The 16,799-nt window shown below is 66.0% G+C and carries 17 protein-coding genes and 1 tRNA gene; 6 read left to right on the forward strand and 12 right to left on the reverse strand.

Annotated elements, in window-relative coordinates; all coding sequences use genetic code 11:
• Window positions 1-264: 264 nt before the first annotated feature.
• Window positions 265-1,200, reverse strand: coding sequence for an RNA polymerase sigma factor RpoH (rpoH, locus tag ACNQQL_RS12790; RefSeq protein WP_111016065.1), 936 nt, complete (start codon window positions 1,198-1,200; stop codon window positions 265-267).
• A 360-nt stretch (window positions 1,201-1,560) separates the two neighbouring features.
• Here rpoH and ACNQQL_RS12795 point away from each other — a divergent pair, with 360 nt between their 5' ends.
• Both ACNQQL_RS12795 and ACNQQL_RS12800 read left to right on the forward strand, forming a co-directional pair.
• Window positions 1,561-2,130, forward strand: coding sequence for an acyloxyacyl hydrolase (locus ACNQQL_RS12795; RefSeq protein ID WP_072444709.1), 570 nt, complete (start codon window positions 1,561-1,563; stop codon window positions 2,128-2,130).
• A gap of 45 nt (window positions 2,131-2,175) precedes the next feature.
• Window positions 2,176-2,559, forward strand: coding sequence for a nuclear transport factor 2 family protein (locus ACNQQL_RS12800; protein ID WP_347064310.1), 384 nt, complete (start codon window positions 2,176-2,178; stop codon window positions 2,557-2,559).
• 131 nt (window positions 2,560-2,690) lie between these two features.
• On the opposite strand, the gene leuA is transcribed toward ACNQQL_RS12800, so the two are convergent.
• Window positions 2,691-4,340, reverse strand: a complete 1,650-nt coding sequence (gene leuA / locus ACNQQL_RS12805) for a 2-isopropylmalate synthase (RefSeq protein WP_347064311.1) — start codon at window positions 4,338-4,340, stop codon at window positions 2,691-2,693.
• A gap of 379 nt (window positions 4,341-4,719) precedes the next feature.
• Window positions 4,720-5,694, reverse strand: coding sequence for a DNA-binding protein YbiB (gene ybiB / locus ACNQQL_RS12810; protein WP_175750335.1), 975 nt, complete (start codon window positions 5,692-5,694; stop codon window positions 4,720-4,722).
• A gap of 193 nt (window positions 5,695-5,887) precedes the next feature.
• Between ybiB and maiA the strand changes: the two genes are divergently transcribed.
• Window positions 5,888-6,532 carry a maleylacetoacetate isomerase gene (maiA, locus tag ACNQQL_RS12815; protein ID WP_347064312.1) on the forward strand — a complete coding sequence of 215 codons (645 nt, stop codon included), beginning with the start codon at window positions 5,888-5,890 and terminating at the stop codon, window positions 6,530-6,532.
• 72 nt (window positions 6,533-6,604) lie between these two features.
• Here maiA and ftsY read toward each other — a convergent pair whose 3' ends face one another.
• Complete coding sequence (gene ftsY, locus ACNQQL_RS12820) at window positions 6,605-7,759, reverse strand: signal recognition particle-docking protein FtsY (protein WP_347064313.1); 1,155 nt, start codon at window positions 7,757-7,759, stop codon at window positions 6,605-6,607.
• 216 nt (window positions 7,760-7,975) lie between these two features.
• Between ftsY and rsmD the strand changes: the two genes are divergently transcribed.
• From rsmD to ACNQQL_RS12835, 3 genes are all read left to right on the forward strand, one after another.
• Window positions 7,976-8,590: a 16S rRNA (guanine(966)-N(2))-methyltransferase RsmD gene (gene rsmD / locus ACNQQL_RS12825; RefSeq protein WP_204424581.1), complete on the forward strand. Its 615-nt coding sequence runs from the start codon at window positions 7,976-7,978 to the stop codon at window positions 8,588-8,590.
• Window positions 8,591-8,701: 111 nt separating this feature from the next.
• Window positions 8,702-9,199 (forward strand): pantetheine-phosphate adenylyltransferase, encoded by a 498-nt coding sequence (coaD, locus tag ACNQQL_RS12830; RefSeq protein WP_031403077.1) that lies wholly within the window; start codon window positions 8,702-8,704, stop codon window positions 9,197-9,199.
• Between the two features lie 59 nt (window positions 9,200-9,258).
• Window positions 9,259-9,525 carry a YfhL family 4Fe-4S dicluster ferredoxin gene (locus ACNQQL_RS12835; protein ID WP_034179073.1) on the forward strand — a complete coding sequence of 89 codons (267 nt, stop codon included), beginning with the start codon at window positions 9,259-9,261 and terminating at the stop codon, window positions 9,523-9,525.
• Between the two features lie 81 nt (window positions 9,526-9,606).
• Here the strand turns inward: ACNQQL_RS12835 and hisC are convergent, their stop codons facing one another.
• The 8 genes from hisC to ACNQQL_RS12875 all read right to left on the reverse strand — a co-directional run bounded on the left by hisC (window position 9,607) and on the right by ACNQQL_RS12875 (window position 16,771).
• Window positions 9,607-10,674 carry a histidinol-phosphate transaminase gene (gene hisC, locus ACNQQL_RS12840; protein ID WP_204424579.1) on the reverse strand — a complete coding sequence of 356 codons (1,068 nt, stop codon included), beginning with the start codon at window positions 10,672-10,674 and terminating at the stop codon, window positions 9,607-9,609.
• Window positions 10,675-10,797: 123 nt separating this feature from the next.
• Window positions 10,798-11,397 carry an aminoacyl-tRNA hydrolase gene (pth, locus tag ACNQQL_RS12845; protein ID WP_034179071.1) on the reverse strand — a complete coding sequence of 200 codons (600 nt, stop codon included), beginning with the start codon at window positions 11,395-11,397 and terminating at the stop codon, window positions 10,798-10,800.
• Window positions 11,398-11,517: 120 nt separating this feature from the next.
• On the reverse strand, window positions 11,518-12,126 hold the full coding sequence (locus ACNQQL_RS12850) for a 50S ribosomal protein L25/general stress protein Ctc (protein ID WP_034179070.1): 609 nt from the start codon (window positions 12,124-12,126) through the stop codon (window positions 11,518-11,520).
• Between the two features lie 160 nt (window positions 12,127-12,286).
• On the reverse strand, window positions 12,287-13,243 hold the full coding sequence (locus ACNQQL_RS12855; protein WP_034179069.1) for a ribose-phosphate pyrophosphokinase: 957 nt from the start codon (window positions 13,241-13,243) through the stop codon (window positions 12,287-12,289).
• 44 nt (window positions 13,244-13,287) lie between these two features.
• Window positions 13,288-13,364 (reverse strand) — tRNA-Gln (locus ACNQQL_RS12860).
• Window positions 13,365-13,419: 55 nt separating this feature from the next.
• Window positions 13,420-14,301, reverse strand: coding sequence for a 4-(cytidine 5'-diphospho)-2-C-methyl-D-erythritol kinase (ispE, locus tag ACNQQL_RS12865; protein WP_034179068.1), 882 nt, complete (start codon window positions 14,299-14,301; stop codon window positions 13,420-13,422).
• 26 nt (window positions 14,302-14,327) lie between these two features.
• Entirely contained in the window at window positions 14,328-14,948 is a 621-nt protein-coding gene (gene lolB, locus ACNQQL_RS12870; RefSeq protein WP_347064314.1) for a lipoprotein insertase outer membrane protein LolB, read from the reverse strand.
• Window positions 14,948-16,771, reverse strand: coding sequence for a tetratricopeptide repeat protein (locus ACNQQL_RS12875; protein WP_347064315.1), 1,824 nt, complete (start codon window positions 16,769-16,771; stop codon window positions 14,948-14,950). The genes lolB and ACNQQL_RS12875 overlap by 1 nt, the downstream gene beginning before the upstream one ends.
• Window positions 16,772-16,799: the final 28 nt, after the last annotated feature.

Here is a 16,799-nt window from a genome sequence, read left to right on the forward strand (position 1 = left end):
GACGGCTTTCCGATGCCGAGTGCGGCGCTGCGGCAGACCGTCGCTAACTGCGGGCTGAAACTTGAGGCAGATCAAGCTTATGCGGAAGGGGCCCGAAAACGGCCTAATACCTGATGAATCAGGTCAATTAATCGGCGAAGAAACGGGCGGTAAAGCGGATGAAACGCAGCGGGAAAAGCGGAAAAGCAGCGGGAAAAAGCAGACGAAAAAAAACCGCTGCCGGTCGGGCAGCGGTTTTCGATGAAGCGCTCTGAATCGCCGGGTTTATGCGTATTCGGCGAGGGCGGTGCGCATCTTTTTCATGGCGCTCGCTTCGATCTGGCGGATGCGTTCCGCGGACACGCCGAACTCGGCGGCAAGATCGTGCAGCGTCGAGCCGCCCGAGCCGTCGTCGTCGACGTGCAGCCAGCGCGCCTCGATGATGCGACGGCTGCGCGCGTCGAGCGCGTCGAGCGCCTGCGCGATGCCGTCCGTCTGCAGCGTGTCGCGCTGACGCGCGGCGAGCACGGCGGTCGGCTCGTTGTGCGAGTCGGCCAGATAGGCGATCGGCGCGTACGACTCCTCGCCGTCTTCCACCTGCCCTTCGAGTGCGATGTCGCCGCCCGACAGGCGCGTTTCCATCTCGGTCACGTCTTCGCGCTTGACGTTGAGCTCCTGCGCGAGGCCGTCGATTTCCTCGGGCGTCATCGCCTGCATGCTCTTCTTGTGGCTGCGCAGGTTGAAGAACAGCTTGCGCTGCGCCTTCGTCGTCGCGACCTTCACCATGCGCCAGTTGCGCAGGATGTACTCGTGGATCTCGGCCTTGATCCAGTGGATCGCGTACGACACGAGGCGCACGTTCTGGGCCGGATCGAAGCGCTTCACGGCCTTCATCAGGCCGATGTTGCCTTCCTGGATCAGGTCGCCGTGCGGCAGACCATAGCCGAGATAGTTGCGCGCGATCGACACGACGAGACGCAGGTGCGACAGCACGAGGCGGCGCGCCGAGTCGAGGTTGTTGTTTTCGCGGAATTCGGTTGCGTACTGGCGTTCCTCTTCGGCCGTCAGCAGAGGAATGCGATTGACGGCCTGGATATACGCGTCGATGTTGCCAAGCTGGCCCGGCAACATCGATTGAGCTGCGAGCGCCAGCGAGCCTGCCGATTCGGCCTTGGCCGGCGTCGGGCTCAGGGTATTCGGAAGGGTCAGGGCGTTGCTCACTAAAAACTCCTTTGGAATCAGGGACAAACCCCGGGTCTCGGATGAGATTCCGGGGCCAATCTTAGCACTCCCGCAAACCGAGTGCTAATTCCTTAGAGCGGGCGTGGGCATCTGAGTTCCCGATTTTTCTATCGAGATAGTCGAGTCGATAGTCTAATCTGCGACCAAGGCGGCGGATCGAAGTTCCGTAAACCATTGTTTCTGATAGGAATCAGTAGACGATTTCGATTTTTGTCGTTTTGGAAGGAAGCCATTTCGCTTCGTGATGCCGATCCGAAAAGTCCTTTACCATACCATTCAGTTCGCTCGAGCCAGGCCGTCGCGGCAGGCTCCATTCAACCCACAAAGTTGGAGTGTCAGATGAACAATAAGAAGAATCGCCGGCCCCGCAGCCGGCTTGCGCTGCATGCGATGCTGGCGGCGTCACTTCTGGGCGGATCGGGCGCGGCGTTCGCGGATCGATGGGGTATCCAGGCGGGCGGCGGGTTTTCGGATCGTCACGGGATCGACAAGGCCGATCTCGGCGTGGTGTGGGATCCGGGCTGGAACTGGTGGGAAATCGGCGGCTGGCACTTCGCGTTCGTGATGGAAGGCCACGTCGGCTACTGGCACACGGGCGGCAATGTCCACGGCAGCATCGGCGAATTCGGCGGGACGCCGATGTTCCGCTTCATCAAGAGTGCGGGCCAGGTGCGCCCGTTCGTCGAGGCCGGCGCCGGTATCCGGTTCCTGACTTCCCCGACGATCTCCAACAATCTTTCGCTCGCGACGTCGTTCCAGTTCGTGGATGTCGTCGGCGTCGGCGCACAGTTCGGAGAACGGCAACAGTATCAGGTCGGTTACCGTTTTCAACATGTGTCTAACGCGGGTATCAAAGAGCCGAATCCTGGTATAAATTTCCACCAGTTCTACGTGCAGTACAACTTCTGATCCGCATGCCCGCGCACGGCGTGCGCGTTGCCGAGGAGTCAGGCGATGGCGAAGGTGGTCGATGCGATCCGCGCGCTCGAGCGCGATCGGTTCCGGGCGATGGTGGACGGGGACGGCGAGGCGCTCGACGCGCTGCTGTCGGACAAGGTGTTCTTCGTGCACACCAACGGCAAACGTGAAACCAAGCAGCAGTTCATCGACGCCATCGTCGCCGGCCGCCGCCGCTATCGTCAGATCGAAATCCAGTCGCAGGACGTGCTGGCCGTCGGCGGCGAAACCTGCGTCGTCACCGGGCGCGCTTTGATCGAGATGGAAACGAACAACGGCGGCCTGGTCTTTCCGATTGCCTATACGTCCGTCCACACCGAGGAGCAGGGCCGCTGGTGCCTGCTCGCATGGCAGGCGACGCGGTGCGCGACCGAGACATGAGCGCGCGTGGCGCTCCTTTTCATGTCCCCACCGAAGCGGCCTTATGGGCCGCTTTTTGCTGGCCCGTGCGGCGCGGATCGCGCGGCGCACGGGCGGTCACGCCCTGCTCGCTGACTGCCGAACCCTGAGCGTCAGGCCGCCGCGCGGCGATCCGTGCAATGCCATGCCGAACGGTTGATTGCGCTGACGATTGCATCGAGCGCGGCGCTTGCCGCATCGGCGTGCAGGCCGACCCCGTGCCGCAGCGGCGCATCGCCGACCCGGCAGCCGACCGATACCGCGATCCGGCCGTCCGTCGTGCGCGCATGTTCGTACGACGCGATGTCGATCGCGGCGCCGGCGGCCGCCGCGAATGCCGCGGCCAAATGTCGCACGGCGTCTTCGGGCGTCGCGTCGGCCGCTGCCGGCGCTGCCGCGATCTCGCGGTTCTGCCAGCGTGCACCGCTGCCATGCCGCGAGGCCGGGCCGTCGGTCTCGAAGAATTCGCGGGCGAACAGCGCGCAGATCGTGTCGCCCGTCACTTCCTCGCCGGACGCGTCGGCGAGCGTCTGCACCGCATGGCTGAATTCGATCTGCACGCGGCGCGTCGGTGTGAAGCCCATCCCGCGTTCGAGCAGGAACGTCGCGCCGCCCTTGCCTGACTGGCTGTTCACGCGGATCACCGCGTCGTAGCTGCGGCCGAGGTCGGCCGGGTCGATCGGCAGGTACGGCACTTCCCAGACCGCGTCGGGGCGCTGCTGCGCGAAACCCTTGCGGATCGCGTCCTGGTGCGAGCCCGAGAACGCGGTGAACACGAGGTCGCCCGCGTACGGATGGCGCGGATGCACGGGAATCTGGTTGCAGCGTTCGACGACGCGGCGCACCGCGTCGATGTCGGAGAAGTCGAGGCCCGGGTCGATGCCTTGCGTGTAGAGGTTCAGTGCGAGCGTGACGAGATCGACGTTGCCGGTGCGCTCGCCGTTGCCGAACAGGCAGCCCTCGATGCGGTCGGCGCCCGCGAGCAGCGCGAGTTCGGCCGCCGCGACCGCGGTGCCGCGATCGTTGTGCGGATGCACGGACAGCACGATGCTGTCGCGATACGCGAGGTTGCGGTCCATCCATTCGATCTGGTCGGCGAACACGTTCGGGCTCGCGGCCTCGACGGTGGCCGGCAGGTTGACGATCATCTTGTGGTCGCGGGTCGGCCGCCAGGTTTGCGCGACCGCGTCGCAGATTTCGCGCGCGAACGTCAGCTCGGTCATGCTGAAGGTTTCCGGCGAGTACTGGAAGGTCCAGTGCGTGTCGGGGCGCGCGGCGGCGTGTTCCTTGATGATGCGCGTGCCGTCGACCGCGAGCGCCTTCACGTCGTTCTTCGACATCCCGAACACGATGCGGCGGAACGACGGGCAGACCGCGTTGTACAGGTGCACGATCGCGCGCGGCACGCCTTCGAGCGCGTCGAACGTGCGGGCGATCAGGTCTTCGCGCGACTGTACGAGCACCTCGATCGTCACGTCGTCGGGAATCCGCTTGTCGTCGATCAGCTTGCGGACGAAATCGAAGTCGGTTTGCGACGCCGACGGAAAACCGACTTCGATCTCCTTGAAACCGATCGCGACCAGCATCTCGAAGAACTCGAGCTTCTGCTCGATGCTCATCGGCTCGATCAGCGACTGGTTGCCGTCGCGCAGGTCGGTGCTCATCCAGACGGGCGCGCGCTCGATGGTGCGGGTCGGCCAGCGGCGGCCATTGATGCGGACGGGCTCGAACGGACGGTACTTGTCTTGCGGATTGCGCTTCATCTTCTGGACCTCGGGTCTCAAGTCGCGAGCGAAGACGGGCGGCAGGGGCGATGGTTGGCGCTGCCTCGCACCGCGGCGCGCGATCGCGCTGCGGTTGCGGATGATCTTCGCGAATCGACCGACGGATAGACGGACGAATGCTGACGACTTCGGGTTGTAAAAACTGCGAGAGGGGTACGGCGAGGAACTGCAGGGAGGGACCGTGCGGACAGCACACGGCGCTACGACAGCCTTAGGCTAGTCGTAGCGATAGCGGCCGCGCTAGGCGGCCGGAGGTAATTCGGAGGGTGTTCGGAAAGGAACGCATGACGGCAACTCTATGCCAGGATGCGCTCGCGTGTCAAATCGTCGAGGCGCGGGGCGGGTCGTTGCCGCGCCGTCAGCGCGCGATGCGGGCGATCTGCACGATCGTCGCGACTTGCCGCGCGACCGTGTCGGGCACCGGCACCTCGCCGCGCAACACGGCGTCCGTCCACGCGGCCGTCGTCGCCGCATCGCGCGATTCGGGCAGCGCGACGGGCGGCGTATCGGTCGACGAACGTTCGGCCTCGATCAGCGTGTCGCATACGCCGTCATGCAGCCAGTCGACCTGCACCTGGCGCCGCGTATCGGCGACGGCTTCGCCCTCGGTGCCGCGCGCGAGCAGCGCGCCGCCGAGCGCGGCGTCCGGATGGTCGCGGAACAATTGCGCGAGGCTGTCGCGGTACGGCGGATGCGTGTAGTTGACGAGCCGCAGGCCGGCCGGCGCGAACGGCTGCAGGATCTTCACGAGCGTATGCGTCGAGTTGCGCACGCCGAGCACGCTGCGCATCGACAGCAGGTGCGCGATGCGCGGCGCCAGCGCTTCGATCGGCGCGAACGCGACGCGGCGCTCGGCGAGCATGTCCTCGATCGCATCGTGCGACGTCGACGGCGCGAGCGACAGCGCCGAGAAAATCTCCGCGCTCGTCACGCGGCCCGGGTCGCGCTCGACGCCGTGCACGAGCACCGGCACGCCTTCGCGCGCGAGCAGCAGCGCGAGCAGCGGCACGAGGTTCGGCTGCTTGCGCGCGCCGTTGTAGCTCGGGATCGACACGGGGCGGAACGCGGCGTCCTGCACGTGCACGGGCTCGAACGACGCCTGCGCGGCGGCGAGCATCGCGGCCAGCTCGTCGGACGTTTCGCCCTTCAGCCGATAGGCGATCAGGATCGCGCCGAGTTCGACGTCCGACACGCGTGCGTCGAGCATCGCGCGATAGAGCTCGAACGTGTCCTCGGCGGACAGTGCGCGCGCGCCGTGCGGGCCGCGGCCGATCTCCTTGATGAAACGGGCGCAACGGAACGGAACGGCGGCGGGATCGTGGGAAGCGGTCATCGGGACGTGGGGCGGGCGGCCGGCATCGGGCCGCGCGGTGAGCGTAAGGAATGCCCCGAGTATCGCACGGGTGCGGCCGGCTCAAGCGCGGCCGCGCATCGCGTCGCGCTACACTCTGGTTACCGGCGGTGGGCGCGCCGGCTGCGCCGCGCCTGTGCCGTTGCCGGCCGAATACGACTACGAGAGACATCCCATGAAGCTCTACAGCTATTTCCGCAGTTCTGCGTCGTACCGCGTGCGGATCGCCCTGAACCTGAAGCAGCTGCCGTTCGACTATGTCCCCGTGCACATGCTGCGCAACGGTGGCGAGCAACTGAAGGACGAGTACCGTGCATTGAATCCGGATGCGGTCGTGCCGACGCTGACCGACGGCGACGCGACGCTTCAGCAGTCGCTCGCGATCATCGAATATCTCGAAGAAACCCATCCGGAGCCCGCGTTGCTGCCGAAGCAGCCGGTCGACCGCGCGTACGTGCGCGCGGCCGCGCTGCAGATCGCGTGCGAAATCCATCCGCTCAACAACCTGCGCGTGCTGAAGTACCTGAAGCACACGCTGCAGGTACCCGAAGAGGCGAAGAACGCGTGGTACCGGCACTGGATCGAGGCGGGCTTCGAAACGCTCGAGACGCGCCTCGCGAACGATCCGCGCACCGGCAAGCTGTGCTTCGGCGACACGCCGACGCTCGCCGACCTGTGCCTCGTGCCGCAGGTGTTCAACGCGAACCGCTTCTCGATCGACACGACGCGTTATCCGACGATTCAACGGATCGTCGACCATGCATCGACGCTCGACGCGTTCAAGGCCGCCGAGCCCGGCGCGCAACCCGACGCCGAATGAGCGCGGCGCCCCCCCGGGCGCGCATGAAAAAGGGCGCCCGAAGGCGCCCTGGGCGATGCGGGCCGGCGGCGTTCAGCCGAGCAGCGCGTCCGCGAATTCCACGGCGCTGAACGGCTGCAGGTCCTCGACCTTCTCGCCGACGCCGATGAAGTAGACGGGCACCGGGCGCTGCCGCGCGATCGCGGCGAGAATCCCGCCCTTCGCGGTGCCGTCGAGCTTCGTGACGATGAGTCCCGTGAGGCCGAGCGCGTCGTCGAATGCCTTCACCTGCGTGAGCGCGTTCTGGCCGGTGTTCGCGTCGATCACCAGCAGCACTTCGTGCGGCGAGCCGTCATGCGCCTTCGAGATCACGCGCTTCACCTTCTTCAACTCTTCCATCAGGTGGAGCTGCGTCGGCAGGCGGCCGGCCGTGTCGGCCATCATCACGTCGATCTTGCGTGCGCGCGCGGCGCTGACCGCGTCGAAGATCACCGCGGCCGGATCGCCGCTTTCCTGCTGCACGACCGTCACGTTGTTGCGCTCGCCCCAGACCGCCAGCTGTTCGCGCGCCGCCGCGCGGAACGTGTCGCCCGCGGCCAGCAGCACCGACTGGTCGAAGCTCTGCAGATGCTTCGCGAGCTTGCCGATGCTGGTGGTCTTGCCCGCGCCGTTCACGCCGGTGATCATCATCACGAGCGGCTGTGCGCGGCCGAGCATCAGCGATTTCTCGAGCGGCTTCAGCAGCTCGACGAGCAGGTCGTGCAGCGCACTCTTCACCTGCTGCGGGTCGGTCAGCCGGCCGGTGCGCACCTTTTCGCGCAGCGCGTCGAGCAGGTACTCGGTCGCGTCGACGCCCGCGTCGGACATCAGCAGCGCGGTTTCGAGTTCCTCGTACAGATCCTCGTCGATCTTCGTGTTGACGAATACGCCGGTGATGCTGTTGCCCGTTTTCGCGAGCCCCGTTTTCAGGCGCGCAAGCCACGATTTCTTCGCGGATGCGTCCTGTAGCGGCGGCGGGACGATCTCGACCGTCTCGACGACTTCGTCGCGGCCGTCGTTGGTCGGCGTGACCGTCATCACGACGGCCGGCGCGGCCGGTTGCACGGGCGCCTGCGGCACGTCGGCCGCGGGCGGAGCCTCGAGCACGGGCGCCTCGGACGGCTCGTCCGTTTGCTGCGCGTCGGCCGATTGCGATTCCGCGGGATCGGGCTCCTGCGTTTTCTTGAATCGTTTGAAGAAGCTGAACATGGTCTGACGTCGGGAAGAGGGTGGGCCGCCGCCAGGAGCGGGGCGCCGGAGGGGCCGTTCTGCGTTCGCGCGGGCGCGGCGCACGGCGGCCGAAACCGTGCATTTTATCAGTGCGGCGTGGCGCTCGCGTCAGTGCGCGACGCCGCTGTGGTAACGTGCGCCTGTTTGGCGGTGCGCCCTGGCGCGCGCCCGGTCCCTCCGTTGCCTATATTCCGTATGTCCCGTTCCTCTCCCGGCCGCCCGGCGGCCCCTCCCGGCCGCGGCAAGCCGCACACGATCCGCATCATAGGCGGCGACTGGAAACGTACCCCGCTCGCGGTGCTCGATCTCGACGGCCTGCGGCCGACGCCCGATCGCGTACGCGAGACGCTGTTCAACTGGCTCGGCCAGGATCTCGAAGGCCGGCGCTGCCTCGACCTGTTCGCGGGCACCGGCGCGCTCGGCTTCGAGGCCGCGTCGCGCGGCGCGGCGAGCGTCGTGATGGTCGAACGCCATCCGCGCGCCGCGCAGCAACTGCGTGCGATCAAGGACAAGCTCGGCGCCCGCACGGTCGAAGTCGCCGAAGCCGATGCGCTGCGGCTCGCGGCCGGGCTCGCGCCGGGTGCGTTCGACGTCGTGTTTCTCGATCCGCCGTTCGGCGATCCGGCCGCGCTCGAGCGCGCGATCGCGCTGTCGGCGCCGCTCGTCGCGGCGGGCGGCGCGCTGTACGTCGAGACGGGGGCGGAACTCGATCCGGCCGCGCACGACGCGCTCGCGGGCTGGCAGGTCGTGAAGCACGGCAAGGCCGGTGCGGTTCACTATCATTTGCTGCGGCGCGAAAATGATGAATAATGCGCGTTCCATACGAGGCGGCGCGCCGCAAAGGCGACGCATGCCCATCTCGGCAGTGGCGTGCGCATCGCACCGCTGCCATCCCGTTTGCGTGATGACAGGAGGAGCGACATGGTAGTCGCCGTGTATCCCGGTACGTTCGATCCGCTGACGCGCGGGCACGAAGACCTCGTGCGGCGCGCGTCGAGCATTTTTGATACGCTGGTGGTCGGTGTCGCCGACAGTCGCGCGAAAAAGCCGTTCTTCTCGCTCGAAGAACGTCTGACGATTGCGAACGAGGTGCTCGGCCATTATCCGAACGTGAAGGTGATGAGTTTCACCGGTCTGCTGAAGGACTTTGTCCGCACCAACAACGCGCGCGTGATCGTGCGCGGGCTGCGCGCCGTGTCCGATTTCGAATATGAGTTCCAGATGGCGGGGATGAACCGCTATCTGCTGCCCGACGTCGAGACGATGTTCATGACGCCGTCCGATCAGTACCAGTTCATCTCGGGAACGATCGTGCGCGAAATCGCACAGTTGGGCGGCGATGTCAGCAAGTTCGTGTTCCCGTCCGTCGAAAAGTGGCTGACCGAGAAAGTCGCCGCGATGGGAGGCCCTGCCGCGTGACGCGGCGCCGGCCGGTTTCGTTGCGAAGCCGGCCGCCGGCCTGAAGAAGTGAGATCAGTATGGCTTTGATGATTACCGACGAGTGCATCAATTGCGACGTGTGCGAGCCCGAGTGCCCGAACGGCGCGATTTCGATGGGCCCGGATATCTACGTGATCGACCCGAACAAGTGCACCGAGTGCGTCGGCCATTTCGACGAACCGCAGTGCCAGCAGGTGTGTCCGGTCGAATGCATTCCGCGCGATCCGCAGCATGACGAATCGCACGCGCAATTGATGGAGAAGTATCACGCGTTGATCGCCGGGAAAGGCGACGACGCGTCGTGACCCTGCGGTGACGCGCGCGCTTTGGTTTATCGGCGCACGCGTCACGCGTCCCGAGCGGCGCCGTCCGGCGCCGGTTCTTCCTTAGGCAAGCAGCTCGCGCAGCGCCGCGACGAGCGCATCGCATTCGGCGTCGGTGCCGACAGTGATGCGCAGATGCTGGTCGATTCGCGGCAGCCGGAAGTGCCGCACGAAAATTTCCCGTTCCTTCAGCTTTGCCGCGATCGCGCCCGCATCGTGCGCGGGATGGCGCGCGAACACGAAATTCGCAGCCGACGGCACGACGTCGAAGCCGAGCGCGTCGAGCGCGTGCGTGAGCCGCGTCCGGCTGTCGATCACGCGCCGGCAGGTTGCGTCGAAATAGTCGGTGTCCTCGTACGCGGCCTGCGCGGCAACCTGCGCGAGCCGGTCGAGCGGATAGGAGTTGAAGCTGTCCTTCACGCGGTTCAGCGCGTCGATCAGTGCCGCATCGCCGAACGCGAAGCCGACGCGCATGCCCGCGAGCGAGCGGGCCTTCGACGTCGTGTGCACGACAAGCAGGTTCGGATGGCGGTCGATCAGCGTAATCGCGGACTGCGCGCCGAAATCGACATAGGCCTCGTCGATCACGACGACCGACGACGGATTCGCGGCCGCGATCCGCTCGACATCCGCGAGCGGCAGCGCGCGCCCGGTCGGCGCATTCGGGTTCGGAAACAGCACGCCGCCGGCGTCGTCGAGATAGTCGTCGACGCGGATCGAGAAGTCGTCCGCGAGCGGCACGATCGTGGTCTGTACGCCGTACAGGCGAGCGTAGGTCGGATAGAAGCTGTACGTGATGTCGGGAAACCGCAGCGGCCGGTCGTGCTTCAGCAGCGCCTGGAACGTGTGCGCGAGCACCTCGTCGGAGCCGTTGCCGACGAACACCTGTTCGGGCTTGATGCGATGGTGGGCCGCGACCGTCTCGCGCAGCGCGCGCGCGACCGGATCCGGATAGCGGCGCAGTGTGTCGCCGGTCTCGCCGAGTTCGCGTGCGATCGCCGCGACGACGCGCGGCGACGGCGGATAGGGATTCTCGTTGGTGTTCAGCTTGACGGGGTGCGCGAGCGCGGGCTGTTCGCCCGGCACATAAGGCACGAGTTGCTGAACGACGTCGCTCCAGTAACGGCTCACCGCTTGGCTCCTGTCGGGCAAAACGACGAGATTACCGCATGTGCGCGTCAAGGTGGGAAGGGCGGTGCCGCCCGGCGACGCCGGACGGCCCGATGCACCGGGCCGGTGCGATACGCGGTCAGGTCAGTTGCGATGCAACTGCATCGTCGCGCGGTCGAGTTCGCCCTTGACGACCATCGGCATCACGGCGAGCGCGCGTTCGATCGACGCGTCGATCACGTCCTGTTCCTCGCGGCGCGGCGGCTTCAGCACGAAGTTCGCGACGTCGGGCTTCGCGCCGGCGCGCGCGCTTTCCGGAATCAGGTCGCGCGGATGGCCGATGCCGATCCGCAGCCGCCAGTAATGCTGCGTCGACAGGTGCGCGGAGATGTCCTTGAGGCCGTTGTGGCCGCCGCTGCCGCCGCCGAGCTTCAGCTTCACGGTGCCGGGCGGCAGGTCGAGCTCGTCGTGCGCGACGAGAATCTGGTCGGGCAGGATCTTGAAGAATTGCGCGAGCGCGACGACCGACTGGCCGGAGCGGTTCATGTAGGTCTGCGGCTCGAGCAGGTGGACTTCCTCGCCGTGCAGGCGCGCTTTCGCGTAGAAGCCGTGGAAGCGGCGCTCGTCGCGCAGCGTCGTGCCCGCCTCGCGGGCGAGCTGGTCGATCAGCCAGAAGCCGGCGTTGTGGCGCGTTGCGGTATATTCCGCCCCGGGATTGCCGAGGCCGACGATCAGTTTGATCATGACGTTTCGAAGGCGGCCGCTGCCGCCTGGGCGCAGAAAAAGAAAAACCCGCCGGGCAAGCCGCGGCGGGTTGCGTCGACCGTTTCGTGAAACGGATCGATCGGGCGCGTAGGCAGCCGCTTAGGCAGCCGGCGTTTCGCCTTCGCCTGCTGCGTCCGATACGGCACCAGCCGGGACCGTCGCCGATGCGACAACCGGGTTTTCCGCATCGATGTGCGCGACCAGCGCGACGCCCTTCGGCAGCGCGATGTCCTTCGCGTGCAGCGACTGACCGGCTTCGATCTTCGACAGGTCGACTTCGAGGAACTCCGGCAGGGCAGCCGGCAGGCACTCGATTTCGATTTCCGTCGCGACGTGCGAAACGACCGCGCTCGACAGCTTCACGGCCGGGCTGACTTCGGCGTTCAGGAAGTGCAGCGGCACCTTCGTGTGCAGCTTCTTCTTCGCGTCAACGCGCTGGAAGTCCACGTGCAGCACCAGTTGCTTGAACGGGTGGTATTGCACGTCGCGCAGCAGAACCTGCTGCGACTGGCCGGCCACTTCGAGGTCGAGGATCGACGAGTGGAAGGCTTCCTTCTTCAGGGCGTGCCACAGGGCGTTGTGATCGAGTTCGATCTTTTGCGGGGCTGCTTCGCCACCGTAAACGATACCCGTGGTCTTACCGGCGTTGCGCAGGCGGCGGCTCGCACCCGTACCTTGCTGTTGGCGCTCGAAAGCGACGACTTTCATGTGATTCTCCAATGGCTGCCCGCGACCAGGCAGTAAAACGGGGCCGTCAAACGGCGGCCCCCGATGAAACGGCGGGGTTTCGTCTATCCCGTCCGATTGTGCAGAAAGCGAAGCGTTGCCGCTTCGCTTTCTGCGCATGCTTTGTTGTGTCGACTCGCGATCAGGATTCCGCGAACAGCGACATCACCGAATCGCCGCGGCGGATCCGAGAGAACGTCTCGGCCAGCAGGCTCGCGCTCGTCAGCGAACGGATCTTCGAGCACGCCAGCGATTCGGCCGACAGCGGGATCGTATCGGTGACGACCAGCTCGTCGAGTGCCGATGCTGCGATGCGGTCGGCGGCGCCGCCCGACAGCACGGGGTGCGTCGCGTACGCGAACACCTGCTTCGCACCGCGGTCCTTCAGTACTTGCGCGGCCTTGCAGAGCGTGCCGGCCGTATCGACCATGTCGTCCATGATCACGCAGGTGCGGCCTTCGACTTCACCGATGATGTTCATCACTTCGGCGACGTTCGCCTTCGGACGACGCTTGTCGATGATCGCGAGATCGCAGTTGAGCTGCTTCGCGAGTGCCCGGGCACGCACCACGCCGCCGACGTCCGGCGACACGACGAGTAGATCCGAGTAGTTCTGCTTGCGCAGGTCGCCCAGCAGGATCGGCGTTGCGTAGATGTTGTCGACCGGGATGTCGAAGAAGCCCTGAATCTGGTCGGCGTGCAGATCCATCGTGATGATCCGCTCGACGCCGGCGATTTCCAGCATGTTCGCGACGACCTTCGCCGAGATCGCGACGCGCGCCGAACGCGGGCGGCGATCCTGACGGGCGTAGCCGAAGTAGGGGATGGCTGCGGTGATCCGGCCGGCCGATGCGCGCTTGAGCGCGTCGACCATGATCATCAGTTCCATCAGGTTGTCGTTCGCCGGCGCGCACGTGGATTGCAGGACGAAGACGTCCTTGCCACGCACGTTTTCCTGGATCTCGACCTGGATCTCGCCGTCGGAGAAACGGCTGACCATTGCTTTGCCGAGGGGAATTCCAAGAATGTTGACGACTTCCTGGGCGAGCGCGGGATTCGCGTTGCCAGTAAAAACCATCAGGCCGTCATGGCTGCTCATCGTGCACCTGCTTCAGGCTTAGGCGGGAAATGCGGGAAAATTTTTGGCAGGGGAGGAAGGACTCGAACCCTCGCATGCCGGAATCAAAATCCGGTGCCTTGACCAACTTGGCGACTCCCCTACACTTAACTGATAACTTCACCGGACTCGTGTAGGCCATCCGGCAAAGTAAAACTTCATGACGCGAAAGCGAAGAGCGGATGCTCGTTCAGGCTCTCGGCAACTGCGCCGTTCCAACTGGCGGGCAGCTTGGCTTTCGCCGCTTCTGCCTCGTGTTTGCTGCGAAACGCTGCAAACACGCTTGCTCCGGAGCCGGTCATCCTCGCGGGGGTCACATCATACAACCATTTGACCACCTGCGCAACTTCCGCGTACTTACTTGTCACAACTTGCTGCATATCGTTCCGGCCGAAGCTGTCTGGCCATCCCGCATCGCTGTTTTGCTGTGCAAGAAAGTCAGCAATTGTGACGGGCTTCGAATCTCTTGTCAACAACTCATCTGAAAATATTTCAGCGGTCGGGACATGAACGCGTGGCGTCACAACCAAGAACCAGCGAGTCGGCAATTCTACCTCAGCTAATTCTTCTCCGATACCCTCTGCGAACGCATTTTTTCCAAAAATAAAAAACGGGACGTCTGCGCCGAGTTTCACCGCGAGCGACTGAAGCTCCGTGCGCGGCAGGTCGAGTTGCCACAGGCGGTTCAGCGCGAGCAGCGTCGTCGCCGCGTCGGAGCTGCCGCCGCCGAGGCCGGCACCCATCGGCAGGCACTTGTCGATCTCGATGTCGACGCCTGACGCGGTGCCGGTGTGCGCCTTCAGCAGGTTGGCTGCGCGCACGACGAGATCGCTTTCCTCGGGCACGCCGGGCACGTCGGTGACACGCGCGACGCGGCCGTCGTCGCGCAGCGTGAAGTGCAGCGTGTCGCCCCAGTTCAGCAGCTGGAACACGCTCTGCAGATCGTGATAGCCGTTCGGGCGGCGGCCGGTGATGTGCAGGAACAGGTTGAGTTTCGCGGGCGCAAGGCAGTTGCGCAGCGAGCGGGTCGAATCGGTCATGCGTATGTTGGGCTAGGCGCGCGTACTCACTGATCGAGCACGAGCTTGATGTCGAGCGGCGGCGTCGCGCGCACGAGGTTGACGCGTTTGACGCCCGTGGCCGGGGCGTCCGCGTAGGCAAGGTAGTCGATCGTCCAGCCGTCCTGGCGGATCTGCTTGACGTGCGAGTCGTCGGCCGGATCGCGTACCGTCTCCGCCGGCGTCGCGGGCGCGGGCGTCGGCAGCAGCCAGTAGCGCAGGCCCGCGAGCGGCAGGGCGAAGCCGAGCGTTCGCTGCATCAGGTCGCCGACGTCTGCCGCATATTGCGTCGGACGGTTCGGCAGCTCGAGCGACGCCGCCTGCGGCGTCGATTTCACGACCGCGAGCGTCTGGCCGAGCGGGCTGCGCAGCTCGAGCGACACGTCGTTGCCGTGCTCCTGCCAGTCGAAGTTGCCGTACACGTTCTGCTGCTTGCCGAGACGGTCGTCGTACTGCACGGCGAAGCGGCCATGGTAAGCGTGCGTCGCGGCGGTCTGCAGCGCCGCGCCCGTCGGCGCGCTTGCCGACGGCGGCGTGCTCGCGCAGCCGGCGAGCGCGAGCACCGCGCCGGCTGCGGCCAGCGTGCGCTGCGCGCGGGAGAACAGGGAAAGCATCGGGAACATCTGCATCAGAGGCCGTTGATCTGCAGGCGCTTCAGCGTCTGCACGAGCGTTTCGTTGTCGGGCTCGAGCTTCTGCGCGGCACGCCACGCGGAACGCGCGTCGTCCTGCGCGCCGCTCTTCCACAGCACTTCGCCGAGGTGCGCGCCGATTTCGGCGTTCGGCTGCAGTTCGTACGCATGCCGCAGGACCTTCGTAGCGCCGGCCGTGTCGCCCATCCGGTACTTCACCCAGCCGAGGCTGTCCATGATGTAGGCATCGTTCGGCGCGAGCGTCATCGCCTTGTCGATCAGCTTGCTGGCTTCGGGCAGGCGCTGGTTGCGGTCGGCAAGCGAATAGCCGAGCGCGTTGTACGCCTGCGGGTTGTCGGGCTGCGTGCGGATCAGCTCGCGCAGCTGCTTTTCCATCGTCGTGTAGTGGCCGGTTTTTTCGGCCGCCATCGCGTAGTCGTAGCGCAGGTCGGGATCGTCCGGGAAGTCCTGGACCGCCTGCCCGAGCCGTGCCTCGGCTTCCGGATAGCGCTTCGCGGTGAACAGGATCGACGCGTCGGTGCGCGCGACCACGGCCGCGTCGCGCGGATCCGTGATCGGCAGGTCGTCGAGCACCTTGCGCGCCTCGTCGGTCTTGCCCTGTTTCTGCAGCAACTGCGCGCGCGTGATCTGCGCGGGGAGATAGTGCTGGCTCGTCTGGTCGACCTTGTCGAGCCATTGCGACGCCTGCGCATCGTTGTTCTGGTCGATCGCGATCTGCGCGAGGTAGATGTAGCCCTGGCCGACGTCGAGGTTCTGCTGCTTGTCGCCGAGCTGCACGTACTGCTTCAGGTAGGCGGTCGCTTCGTCGAGTTTCTTCTGCTGAATCTTGATCAGCGCGAGCGCCATCAGCGGCGTCGGATCCTTCGAGTCGAGCTTGCGCATCGTCTCGAACTGCTTCTGCGCATCGTCGAGGCGATCGTCGGCGAGATAGAGCTGCGACAGCGCGAGCCGCGCGTCGCGCGACTTCGGATTCTGCTGAACATATTTCTCGAACGACGCGATGCCCGCCGCGCGTTCCGCCGGCCCCATCTGCGACAGCATCAGGGCCGCCGGCAGGTAGTCGGGGCGGAGCTGCAGCGCCCGCTTCAGCGATTGCGCGGCGCCGTCCTTGTCGTCGACCGCGAGCTGCTGCCGCGCGATCGCGAGCTGCGCCTCGGGCCGGTTCATGTCGTTCTTCAGCATGTCCTTCAGCACCGCGAGGCCGCCGACGCGATCGGAGCCGCGCACGAGCAGCGCCTGCAGCGCGAGGATCGCTGGCCCGCGCGTCTCGCCGGTTGCGCGGGCCAGCTCGCGCGCGAGCATCGGCTGCGCGTCGGCCGGCTTGCCGGCGAGCACTAGCAGCGCGGCGTCGACCTGCGACGCCCGGTTCGAATCCGGTGCGTACTGGCGCCACAGGTTCGCGGCGGACAGCGCGTCGGCCGGGCTCTGTGCACCGAGCGCGATCTCGGTCGCACGCTGCGCCATGCGCGGATCGCGCGTGTCGCGGGCGAGCGCGAGGTAGGTCTGGTACGCCGGCGCCGGCTGGTTGCGCTGGAGCGCGACTTCGGCGGCGAGCACCTGGTAGACGATCTGGCTCGTCAGCGCGACACCGGGGAGATTCTTCTGCTCATCCGGCATCACATGCTCGAACGCGCCCTGCGGCTCCGCGTCGTCCGATGCCGGATCCTGCGCGTGAGCCGGGAAGGCGGTGAGGGTCCAGGCGGCAAACAGCGCGGCGCCGAGTGCACGACGGACCGGGAAGGCGCGCGCGCCGCGCGCGGCGGCGGGGCGCTTCTGAAGCAGCTTCGAGGGCAGAGTCATGGAAATCCGTTCGATGTTTCAACCGATT

This window comes from Burkholderia sp. LFS061, from assembly GCF_047978125.1.
GTDB classification, from domain to species: Bacteria; Pseudomonadota; Gammaproteobacteria; order Burkholderiales; family Burkholderiaceae; genus Burkholderia; species Burkholderia pyrrocinia_C.

Bases quoted from the DNA above. Each gene is read 5' to 3' on its own strand.
- ybiB (WP_175750335.1), bottom strand. From the start codon at position 5,694: ATGACCGCTTCCCACGATCCCGCCGCCGTTCCGTTCCGTTGCGCCCGT.
- ACNQQL_RS12795 (WP_072444709.1), top strand. From the start codon at position 1,561: ATGAACAATAAGAAGAATCGCCGGCCCCGCAGCCGGCTTGCGCTGCAT.
- ACNQQL_RS12855 (WP_034179069.1), bottom strand. From the start codon at position 13,243: ATGAGCAGCCATGACGGCCTGATGGTTTTTACTGGCAACGCGAATCCC.
- ACNQQL_RS12850 (WP_034179070.1), bottom strand. From the start codon at position 12,126: ATGAAAGTCGTCGCTTTCGAGCGCCAACAGCAAGGTACGGGTGCGAGC.
- ACNQQL_RS12835 (WP_034179073.1), top strand. From the start codon at position 9,259: ATGGCTTTGATGATTACCGACGAGTGCATCAATTGCGACGTGTGCGAG.
- coaD (WP_031403077.1), top strand. From the start codon at position 8,702: ATGGTAGTCGCCGTGTATCCCGGTACGTTCGATCCGCTGACGCGCGGG.
- rsmD (WP_204424581.1), top strand. From the start codon at position 7,976: ATGTCCCGTTCCTCTCCCGGCCGCCCGGCGGCCCCTCCCGGCCGCGGC.
- ACNQQL_RS12800 (WP_347064310.1), top strand. From the start codon at position 2,176: ATGGCGAAGGTGGTCGATGCGATCCGCGCGCTCGAGCGCGATCGGTTC.
- pth (WP_034179071.1), bottom strand. From the start codon at position 11,397: ATGATCAAACTGATCGTCGGCCTCGGCAATCCCGGGGCGGAATATACC.
- maiA (WP_347064312.1), top strand. From the start codon at position 5,888: ATGAAGCTCTACAGCTATTTCCGCAGTTCTGCGTCGTACCGCGTGCGG.
- lolB (WP_347064314.1), bottom strand. From the start codon at position 14,948: ATGCAGATGTTCCCGATGCTTTCCCTGTTCTCCCGCGCGCAGCGCACG.
- leuA (WP_347064311.1), bottom strand. From the start codon at position 4,340: ATGAAGCGCAATCCGCAAGACAAGTACCGTCCGTTCGAGCCCGTCCGC.
- ACNQQL_RS12875 (WP_347064315.1), bottom strand. From the start codon at position 16,771: ATGACTCTGCCCTCGAAGCTGCTTCAGAAGCGCCCCGCCGCCGCGCGC.
- ispE (WP_034179068.1), bottom strand. From the start codon at position 14,301: ATGACCGATTCGACCCGCTCGCTGCGCAACTGCCTTGCGCCCGCGAAA.
- ftsY (WP_347064313.1), bottom strand. From the start codon at position 7,759: ATGTTCAGCTTCTTCAAACGATTCAAGAAAACGCAGGAGCCCGATCCC.